Consider the following 10,626-nt stretch of genomic DNA (forward strand, 5'->3'; position numbering starts at 1 on the left):
TTTACCGATAACTTTCAATTATCTCTTTAACAAATCTGATTATTTGTTGAAGTTAACTAATTGAAGGTATGATTCTGGAACTAATGAAGCTCCACCAACCAGACCACCATCAATATTTTCCTTAGCCATTAACTCTTTAACATTTGCTGGTTTAACAGAACCACCATATTGGATACGCACTTTTTCTGCAACTGTTTCATCATAAAGCTTTGCAACCGTCTTACGTACAACGCCACAAATTTCTTCTGCTTGATCTGCAGAAGCTGTTTTACCAGTTCCAATTGCCCAGATTGGTTCATAAGCAATTACAAGACTTGAAACTTGAGCAGCACTTAAATCTTTAAGTGCAGCAGTTACCTGTCTTTCAACCCATTCTTCTGCCTTATTAGCTTCACGAGTTTCAAGTGATTCACCACAGCAGATAATTGGAAGTAAACCGTTTCTAAAGATTGCATGTGCTTTTTTATTAATCTCTTCATCGGTTTCATGGAAATAATCTCTACGTTCCGAATGACCGATTACAACGTAATCAACACCCATTTCTTTTAAAACTTTAGGTGAAGTTTCGCCAGTAAATGCACCTGCATCTTCAAAGTAACAGTTTTCAGCAGCCACTTTTAAGTTTGAGCCTTTTGCATTTTCTAACAATGCTGGGAGATCAACTGCTGGAGCAGCAATAACTGCTTCAACTTTGGTTGTTTCAGGAAGATCATTTTTAACAGCTTTAACGAATTCAGCAGTTTGTTCTGGGTTCATGTTCATTTTCCAGTTACCTGCAATAATTGGAGTACGCACTCATATCATCCTCTCAATGGTAATCTATTTTAAATAGTCTGAACTACTTTTCTGAAACTGCAGCAATGCCGGGAAGTGTTTTTCCTTCAAGATATTCAAGTGAAGCACCACCACCGGTTGAAATGTGGGTCAATTGATCAGCAACCCCTAATTGTTGAACAGCAGCTGTAGAATCGCCACCACCAACGATAGTTGTTGCGTCTTTCAAGGTTCCAAGGAACTTACCAACTTCCAGTGTGCCCTTAGCGTAATTGCTCATTTCAAAGACACCCATTGGCCCATTCCAAACAACAGTCTTAGCATCTTTCAAAACATTTTCGAATAATGCTACAGATTTAGGCCCGATATCAAGCGCCATGTAACCATCAGGAATATCTTCGTCAACAACCTTGTTAGGAACATCGTTAGCAAATTTTTCTGCAACAACTGAATCAACAGGCAGAACTAACTTGTCGCCAGCTTTTTCAATAATTTCTTTAGCCAATTCGATCTTATCTTTTTCAACTAAAGAATTACCAATCTTAATGCCCTTTGCAGCGTAGAATGTATAAGTCATCCCACCACCGATGATAATTTTGTCAGCTTTGCCAAGTAAATGATCAATGACACCAATCTTGTCAGAAACTTTTGCACCACCAAGAATCGCAACAAATGGATGAACAGGATTGTCAACTGCATTTCCCAAGAATTTGATTTCTTTTTCAAGTAAGAAGCCAGCTGCAGCTTGTCCAATATTGCTTGCAATTCCAACGTTTGAAGCATGTGAACGGTGTGCAGTTCCGAAAGCATCGTTTACAAACACATCACCAAGAGAAGCCCAGTACTTGCCTAATTCAGGATCGTTACCAGATTCCTTCTTACCATCTAAATCTTCAAAACGTGTATTTTCAACAAGTAAAATATCGCCGTCGCTCAGCTTGTCAATTGCTTCTTCAAGCTGTGTGCCATGGGTAGCAGGTACAAAAGTAACTGGTTTTTTGATTAAATCAGCTAAACGTTCTGCAACTGGACGCAAGGAAAGTTCCTGCTTGTCTTCTTCTTTTTTAACACGGCCAAGATGTGAGAATAAGATTGCCTTGCCACCGTTTTCCGTTACATATTTAATTGTAGGCAATGCAGCCACAATCCGGTTATCGTTTCCGATCACACCGTTTTTAATAGGAACATTAAAGTCTACACGAATTAGAACTTTTTTACCTTTTACATCTAAATCTGAAACAGTTAATTTAGTCATGAATGGTAATCCTCCATTTTTTAAAAATAAAAGGCGAAGAGAGTATTGCCTCCCCCCGCCTCGATGACTTACAATTGCTTATCAACTTAGCGTCAGCTAAATCTTAAAGTAAGCTAGCAAATTTTTCCAGTGTACGGATCATTTGTGCAGTAAAGCCAGATTCGTTGTCATACCAAGCAACAGTCTTAACAACTTGTCCTTCACCCTTACCAACAACTTGTGTTTGTGTAGGGTCAAATACTGAACCAAATGTTGTTCCGATAACGTCTGAAGAAACAATGCCATCATTGTTGTAACCGAATGATGCGTTACCTTCTGTAACTTTCTTAACAGCTTCGTTAACTTCGTCAGCAGTAACTTCTTTGTTAAGAGTTGTAACTAATTCTGTTAATGAACCTGTGATAACTGGTACACGTTGTGCATGGCCATCCAATTTACCCTTCAATTCTGGAACAACTAAGCCGATAGCTTTAGCAGCACCTGTTGAATGAGGAATTGTGTTTTCAGCAGCAGCACGTGCGTTACGAACGTTACCCTTACGATCTGGGCCATCTTGCAACTTCTGTGTAGCTGTGTAAGCATGGATTGTTGTCATTGTTCCAGCTTTGATACCAAATGCATCGTTAACAGCTTTTGCTAAAGGAGCCAAGCAGTTTGTTGTGCATGAAGCAGCAGAAACGATCTTGTCATCAGCAGTGATTTCTTCATCGTTAACACCATAAACAATTGTCTTCAGGTTGCCAGCTGGTGCAGAAATCAAAACTTTTTTAGCGCCGGCTTCGATATGTGCTGAAGCCTTTTCTTCTGAAGTATAGAAACCAGTTGATTCAAGAACTAATTCAACACCATCGTTCTTAACCCAAGGAATGTTATGTGCATCTGCTTCAGCATATACAGGAATTTCTTTGCCATTAACAACAAGTGCGTTGTCTGTAGCAGAGACTTCAGCATCGAAGCGACCATGAGCTGTATCATACTTCAAAAGATGTGCCAACATAGCTGGAGAAGTTAAGTCGTTGATAGCAACAACTTCCAAACCTTCTGAAGTTTCAGCAATACGACGGAATGCTAAACGACCGATACGGCCAAAACCATTAATACCTACTTTAGTAGTCATACTAAAATTTCCTCCTTTAGGAAATAAAAATTTATTTTAAAAAGTGTGCTGGTTAACACTACTTTTTTAAAATCATCTTTGCGGCTCCAGTGTCAGTCACTAAACATGTCTGACGCGGAGCATGTTTCATGTATGCCGCAATTGCTTTGGCCTTTGAAGAGCCACCCGCAACTGCAATCACACATTCCATTTTAGTGAGATCCTCAAGTTGAAGCCCAATTCGTGGGATCTTATACACTATTTTACCTGATTCATCAAAGAAGTAGCCAAATGCCTCACCAACTGCATGCGCTTTGCGTAACATCGCCAACACTTCAGGTGACATTCCCCGCCGCTTTGCCATGCTAATCGCGGAACCTACACTATGAATAACAGCATCACTACCGCGAATCAGTTTAACTACTTTTTGAATAGATGGTTCTTTTAGTAAGGGAGCGTATGCTTCTTCACTTAGTTGCTCGGGAACATACAATGCACGATGCTTGCTTCCTGTGCGCAAAGCCATCTTTGCGCTCACACTATTGGCTTGGATCTCAACTGCCTCGCCTAGCCCTCCACGAGCCGGTACAAACAGCAATTCACGTTTTTCAGCCAAATGAGGGGTTAAACAATCAGCAATTAATGCCATAGTTGTTCCACCCATCACAGCAATTACGTTCTTGCCGTCTGGCAACAGGGCTTCAAGTGATTCATTGACCAGCTTTCCCATCGCCACAACAACTTTGGACTGCTCATCAGCGTTGCCCGAAACAATAAAACAGCGCTCAATTCCTAATAAAGAAGCCAGTTCCTTTTCTTGTTGCCGAATTCCAGCTAACTGATCCATGACTCCACGCAATCCCTGAATCACTTCACGTCCTTTAATGGTAATAATCATTCCTGAACGCGTAGTTGCAATCAATCCTTGGTCCTTGAGAAAGTCTGTCTCTGTTCTGAGAAAGCGCTCAGTAAAGCCAAGCTCTTGCGACAGTGTTCTTCTTCCAACTGGACCAGTCCAAAAAATATAACGCAAGATTGTAAACCGCTGGGCCATAACTTCAACCAAATCCGGTGCAATCTCTTCTATCCACTCAAATTCCTGGTGCATCATATTTCCCTTCCTAGCGGGACAAAAAACGTCCGGCCGTGTCGTAAAACGACCCAGCAAATCAAAAAAAACAAAGCACAACAACAATATTTTTTAAATTGTTCTCATACCCTTACCACGCTTTGAATTATAGCAACAAATGGCCGGTTATGCAAGTCACGGACTTTTACTGCCAATTAAGTTTAAACACGCACTAACTCCAAATAATTCATTTAAAAAGTAGAGGTTCCCGAATAATATTTTATAAAAAAGGACAAATCCTAAAGAAGAACGAACTTTTCTTCCCCTGAAATATTTGGGCACCCAAAAAGTCGCAAAAAAACTATCCGGTAGCGTACCGTTTTCTTTTAGTTGATGACGGAATTGCCAACAATTCCCTGTATTTTGCTACTGTTCTGCGTGAAATCACCACACCATTTTTCTGTAACAAGTTTTTTAAATGATTATCTGAAAGAGGATTAGTTTTATCTTCTGCATCTATTAAAGCTTTGAGCTGAGACTGCACCGCATCTGCTGAAAGATCACTTGCCTCATTTCCCATCGTAACTGGCTTTTTGAAAAAAGATCTTAGCTCAAACACGCCTTGTTCACATTTAAGATATTTGCCATTAACCGCACGACTGATCGTTGATTCATGCAATTGAAGTCGATGGGCAACGTCGCGTAACAATAGCGGCCTCAAAGTTTGGGTCTTTCCCATAAAAAATTCCTGCTGATATTCTAAAATAACCTGACCGACCCGTTCGATAGTTCTGCCTCTTTGTTCAAGGTCCTTTAGCATTTCAGCATATTCATTTTTTTTGAGGCGCAAAAAGTGTTGTAAACTTTTATCAGGCATTTTTTCTAACTGCGCATAATATTTTTCTTTAAACATAATCACCGGTTGGGTCTTCTTAGTAACCGTTAACTCTAAGGTCTGCTGATCAGCACTTCGTTTGACTACTAAATCGGGGTAGACATAGCCAATATCGTCGCCCCCAAATGCAGCGCCTGGTGCTGGAGATAATGTTTTGATATAATCAGCGATCTGCTGCACTTCCCCCAAACTAAGCTTAAACTTGTGTGTCAGTTCATTCCATTTATGATCTGCAAACTCATGAAACATCTGCGTAATTACTGCCGCTGCCATTGCAGGCGCTTTGTCATCATTTTCAATTTGCAATAACAAACACTCCTGCAAGTCTCGTGCTCCGACACCTGGTGGATCAAGACGTTGCAGCAATGTCAAAGCATCCAGCAGCGTCGTCCGATCAACATGCGTCTGCTGAATAATTTCTTCCAGATCAACTGTTAGATAACCATTTGTATCTAAATGGTCAATCAAAAAGACCACCCAGCCACGAAGGACAGTCTTTCTCATCGTCAAATGGACTTGCGCCAAGAGATATTCGAAGAGCGATTGTGTTTTATGTTCTGGTGCTTTTAAAAAAGTTTCCTTTGGAAGATCAGTTGCAGACGCACCCGCCTGGTAGTTCATGCCACCCTTTACTACAATAAAGGGATTATCCAGCTGTTTTTGGGCCAAAAACTCATGAAGATCTTCAATGCTAAAACGTAAAACCTGCAAGGATTGCTGCATTTTCTGCGTCATTGCTAGTTTTTGAACTTGTTTTTGCTCCTGTCCAAAGCTTTGTTCAAGTGCCAATTTAATTCACCTACTTTTTATACTTGTATATTTGGATCAATTCAGTTAAAATGGATAGAGTATTGCGCCGCTAGTGTAATGGATCGCACGCAAGATTCCGGTTCTTGTAATGTGGGTTCGACTCCCACGTGGCGCATAAGTACATTACACCAGTTATCATATAGTTTCAAAAGCCTTGATATCAAAGGCTTTTTTATTTTGAGTTTTTCAATGAATTTCATCTATTTTCAAATAAATTACTTCATAATTACTTCACTTTGTATCAAGAATCTCAAATGATATCGCTATCATTTTAACATTTTATACAGTAAAAAACTAGCAACGTGTAATAGTGGCTGTTACTCAATCGAGTAGCAGCCTTTTTTAGTTTAAAATATCTAACTTATAGATGAGGTAATAAACTAAAACTTGAATCCTGTCGTACTGAATGTTAAAGATCAATATACACAAAACGTTAACTACACGTCATTTCCATAGATTCCTTTGCAGTGCAGCTTTTTTCTTGATTATAAAATGAAATACTTTGGTTAAATCTATTCCACAACTTGAAACCTTATCCACAAGAACATAATTAATATCGTTATGTTTTTTCACATACATACAATAGTTACTATCAAATCCTCTAATTCTTGATGCTATTACCCTCTGCGTTAAGTTAATATAAATACAGTAATTTTTACAAATCTTTTTAAAATTTTGATCTTTATATGATCCCATTAGAAATGATAGATGTTTGATCCAGTGTTCCCCACCAACCAATTGCACACAAACTTTATCCGTATACATGGATGCATTTTTCTTCTTTGTATTTTTCACTTCAAAAACAAACGATTCATCTCCAGAGATTATACTAAAATCATTATCAAGTCCTGGACCTCTTTTTTCTCCAATAAGATAATTTGTCTCCTCTTTTAAATCTTCAGGTCTAAAATATATGCCATTATAACTTAAACTAGGAATTTTTAATTTTATAGTATACTCTTTCTCTTTGAATGTTACTTTACAACCGTCTTTTCTTGCACACTCCAATGGCCTGTAAACACTCGGAGCTATTTTATTTTTAAATTTATCGCAAATTTCCGAATTAGTCATTTTCAAGTTTCTCCATTAAGTCAAAATATTCATTATTCAAAGTTATACTAGAATCATCAAAATTAGCTAAATTAACATTTTCCTCTTCTGTTAAATCACCTATTTTTTCACCATGTCCATTTTTTAAAAGATAAACGTCTGTATTTTTAGAATAACTCTCTTTCTCATATAGTTTTCTTTCTAATAACAAATTAATAACTGCCTTTATAAAATAATCACTATGGGTAGAAACAATTACCCTTACTCCAATATCAATTAAAGCCAACATTAATTCTGCAATTTTCACTTGTTTTTCAGGATGTAAGTTCATTTCGGGCTCATCAATAAATAGCAAATCACCATGTCTCATATTTCGCAGAAACCAATCAATTCCAAATAAAGATTTTAATGATGATGACAGTAAATTAAATGAAATAGCCCTCCCCGATGCTTTGGTTTTAAAGGTAATAGAATTATTATCAGGATTGTATTCATATTCTCCAGGGATAATAGCATTCCTCGAACTTCGAATTTTCTTTAACCCTTCAAAATATTTATTTTTGTTATCTTGAATTCCAAACCCATCTATATATCTATAAAGATTGCTATTCAAAGGAATTGTTCTATTCAAAAAACGAAAATAATCATCTATAGGTCTAGGATAATTTAACGCAAGTTCTTCATTAGGATTAACTTTAGTTTCAACAGTACTTGTAAGATCACTGAACTTTTCAGCCCTAGCTGAAGTCAGTTCATTTCTGAATACATTAATGCCAATTCGTTCGGCTGGTAAGTATACCCTGTTTTTTGGCACATAAGCATTCAATATATTATCATTCAACATTCTAATCATGGCAGCTGTTTTTATTCTATTAAATTGTTTTTCTCTATCTTGCATACTGCTTGCTTGATCTATCTCTCTATCAAGAGAGCCACGTGAGTATATCAGATTTACCGTTTTTTTATCATACTCGACATTCAAATAGTTTTTATTTGCTTCTTTATTGCTTTTTTCATTATCTCTTTCTCCAACATATTTCCAAATGAGACCCGCAAAATCAAAATTATCTAAAGATTCAAGTGACTTCAGACAGCTCTTTATATCATCCTTACTTGCAGAAATAGCCGTCCTATCAGTAATAATACTTTCATCATTAAAAAAGAATTTAAAAAAAGAATTATCCACTCCGTTAAACTCTTTAGTAGCTTTATCAACTATGTAATTATAAACTTCAGTGACGTTTAATTTATAAAATCCATTTTTTATTATACACTTTATGGTATCTTCATTAACTATATCTACACTAAATTTTTCTCTTATCCATACACTCAAAGCATACGCTGTATAGGTCGTTAATGTTTTGCCTGTTCCGTTCTTTCCAATTAGTATGGTGAGCTTATTTAGTTTAAATTCAAATTCTTTTATTGGTCCCAAATTCATTATTTTCATTATAAATTCTCCCTCTTTAAATAAACTTCATATATATTCAAAAAAAGATACTTTGCTGTGCAAAATATAGATTCACGCACATATTAAATTAAGTTTTCATATATATCAGGTATAACGTACATTCAATTTCTAGTCTATCCGTTATGGAAGTAAATGTCTATCTGTTAATTCTTGGCATTGAATATTTACCATTATTTTTTTATGCTTGTGGTTACTTTCCTACCCAAAACCTCCACATAAAATTTGAGTCTTAGGAAATCTTACTTATTCTTACCACAACAAGAAATGAACTATCTCAATTATCCCCGTTGTTAAATAAAAAGTAACTTCTTTGTATGCATTCTTTGTGTGCAAAAAGATCTTATAAATCTTAACAACTCTTGTAGTAAAAAAATGTGTAGTATGCTTGCAAAACCTGCTATCAAGCGAAAAAGTATTTTTTTGTGTGCAATGTGTACACTTTATTATTAGTCTCAGAAAGGGTGTAAGGGTTTTAGAAAGACTGTTATATAGACAACGTTTACTGCAACGCTCTTAAATTTTGTATGCAGCACTTTTCAGGTGACTTTCTAAAAATATTGTAGTGTTCTGTTGTGTTTCACTCTATGAGCAATTATTATTTTAATAATGTGCTTCCGCTTTTTAATTCTGTGTGCACTTAGCTGCCTAGAAATCTTGACAATTCTTGCAGTATAAAAAACATGTAATAAGTCAATCTGATCGCTGATGCCAAGCTTATTATGGCTGCGCAAAAAATCAAAATGGTGTGTACGTTGCTATCAACTTTTATTTTTTTCAACTGAAATATATTCAATAGATTTTTTCCACTTTGTTAGAATTAACCAAACCCGAAAAACGGGATTGGTTAATAATAAGGTATCAATTTGATAAAAGTTTTCAAGAACCAATTCGAAAACTTCGAAGTGGTTTTGGACACCCCCTAGGACAGAGTAGAAATAATCGACCCTGTATCTTTTTCAAACTGCTATGTATAGGGTGGTCGAAATTTTCGACTTGCCTTTTAAATTTTTTCCACCAAGGAGCTATTTGATACCTGGTTTTGTTGTCCTTTTGTGGATATACCTAGGGGATAACGATTCGTTCCCCCCTAGGTATGTGCAAAATATCGCAGATCTGTGAGGGGGGTGGCGAATCGCCACCCCCTCGTTTAGCCTTGAATCAAAATTAAGTTCAGCTAATATTGAGAGATAACCATTTGCAAAAAAGACTAGATCCATTATCTATCCTAGCCGACAGTATTACTACTTCAGTAGTATCATTTTTTTAATCTAGCTTTTAACTTCTTGCTTGCCCAGAATTCACCCTTACCAGTTCTTAAATAGTATTTGTCTATCAACCATTGCCCTACAAAATACATAACGACAAAAGGCAGCAACCATAAAACTGCGTGAAAAAACCAACCAATAAGAATAATTGCAAAACCGATAATCATTATCCAAGATGCAATGTCAATAATTAATGGAAGTATTAATATTCCTAAACCGACTACAATTACTAACCACATTATATCTTCCCTCTTCCAACTAACCTATTATCCATGTCTTTATCCTTATGAAGTTCTAAAAACAGGTCATTCCAAACGATCTATTTTTTAGTATACAACCTAAAGTAAACATTGATACATTAATTACTATAATTTTTTGTTTAACAAGTAGATATTAGAAATAAAGTTTGTGTTGATAATCACTTTATTTAATTAACTGAAAGTAGCAATTACACCATAATAATACTTAAGCAGTTAGCAAATGACAAATCGAAGGAAATCATGTAATGCTATGATTCAATTAGCACTACTGTATGGCTAGGTTATGATAACGCCTAGCCTTTTCTCTTTGTCAAAAAGCCTCAGGAACACAGTTATCCCTTCTTCTCCTCCCCTATTCTTTTGAATAGGTAATTATATATGATCCAAGACTGCTTTCGACTTTTTTTACTTTAACGATTATTGATTGGCCCTTTTTTACTTTAGGATTTTCACTGGATACAAAATTTAAATGTTTGCCAGTTTCAATATTATATCCGAAAGCACTATTAGGAACTAGCTTATCAACTTTAATCTTTACTGTCTTACCATCAATACTCTTTCCCTTATTCAAAGCTTGTTCTGCTTGAACAGTTGTATAGTCTGCTTTTTTCGCAGTCCCACAAGAAACCAGGAAAAGGACAGACAACAATACGATAAATACCATTCTAATTTTTTTCATTA

9 protein-coding genes and 1 tRNA gene are annotated in these 10,626 nt (G+C 36.3%); 1 reads left to right on the forward strand and 9 read right to left on the reverse strand.

Annotated features, from left to right (window positions below; translation table 11 throughout):
* Positions 1–39: 39 nt before the first annotated feature.
* From tpiA to rpoN, 5 genes are all read right to left on the reverse strand, one after another.
* Positions 40–795, reverse strand: coding sequence for a triose-phosphate isomerase (tpiA, locus tag FD50_RS02950; RefSeq protein WP_056960171.1), 756 nt, complete (start codon positions 793–795; stop codon positions 40–42).
* 43 nt (positions 796–838) lie between these two features.
* Positions 839–2,029 (reverse strand): phosphoglycerate kinase, encoded by a 1,191-nt coding sequence (locus tag FD50_RS02955; protein ID WP_056960173.1) that lies wholly within the window; start codon positions 2,027–2,029, stop codon positions 839–841.
* A 103-nt stretch (positions 2,030–2,132) separates the two neighbouring features.
* A complete protein-coding gene (gene gap / locus FD50_RS02960) occupies positions 2,133–3,146 on the reverse strand; it encodes a type I glyceraldehyde-3-phosphate dehydrogenase (RefSeq protein ID WP_054756656.1) in 1,014 nt (337 codons plus the stop codon).
* A gap of 58 nt (positions 3,147–3,204) precedes the next feature.
* Positions 3,205–4,233, reverse strand: a complete 1,029-nt coding sequence (locus FD50_RS02965; RefSeq protein ID WP_056960205.1) for a sugar-binding transcriptional regulator — start codon at positions 4,231–4,233, stop codon at positions 3,205–3,207.
* Between the two features lie 322 nt (positions 4,234–4,555).
* A complete protein-coding gene (gene rpoN / locus FD50_RS02970) occupies positions 4,556–5,878 on the reverse strand; it encodes an RNA polymerase factor sigma-54 (protein ID WP_056960174.1) in 1,323 nt (440 codons plus the stop codon).
* Positions 5,879–5,942: 64 nt separating this feature from the next.
* Here rpoN and FD50_RS02975 point away from each other — a divergent pair.
* A tRNA-Arg gene (locus FD50_RS02975) sits at positions 5,943–6,014 on the forward strand.
* A gap of 329 nt (positions 6,015–6,343) precedes the next feature.
* Here the strand turns inward: FD50_RS02975 and FD50_RS02980 are convergent.
* The 4 genes from FD50_RS02980 to FD50_RS02995 all read right to left on the reverse strand — a co-directional run bounded on the left by FD50_RS02980 (position 6,344) and on the right by FD50_RS02995 (position 10,624).
* Complete coding sequence (locus FD50_RS02980; protein WP_056960177.1) at positions 6,344–6,970, reverse strand: hypothetical protein; 627 nt, start codon at positions 6,968–6,970, stop codon at positions 6,344–6,346.
* On the reverse strand, positions 6,963–8,399 hold the full coding sequence (locus tag FD50_RS02985) for an AAA family ATPase (protein WP_054756650.1): 1,437 nt from the start codon (positions 8,397–8,399) through the stop codon (positions 6,963–6,965). Before FD50_RS02985 ends, FD50_RS02980 begins: the two co-directional genes overlap by 8 nt.
* Before the next feature lie 1,276 nt (positions 8,400–9,675).
* Positions 9,676–9,924 carry a hypothetical protein gene (locus tag FD50_RS02990; RefSeq protein ID WP_054756648.1) on the reverse strand — a complete coding sequence of 83 codons (249 nt, stop codon included), beginning with the start codon at positions 9,922–9,924 and terminating at the stop codon, positions 9,676–9,678.
* Between the two features lie 373 nt (positions 9,925–10,297).
* The gene (locus FD50_RS02995) at positions 10,298–10,624 is read right to left on the reverse strand and encodes a hypothetical protein (protein WP_056960179.1); all 327 of its coding nucleotides are present in this window, start codon (positions 10,622–10,624) and stop codon (positions 10,298–10,300) included.
* Between the last annotated feature and the right edge of the window lie 2 nt (positions 10,625–10,626).

Source organism: Liquorilactobacillus satsumensis DSM 16230 = JCM 12392, assembly GCF_001435195.1.
Classification (GTDB): domain Bacteria; phylum Bacillota; class Bacilli; order Lactobacillales; family Lactobacillaceae; genus Liquorilactobacillus; species Liquorilactobacillus satsumensis.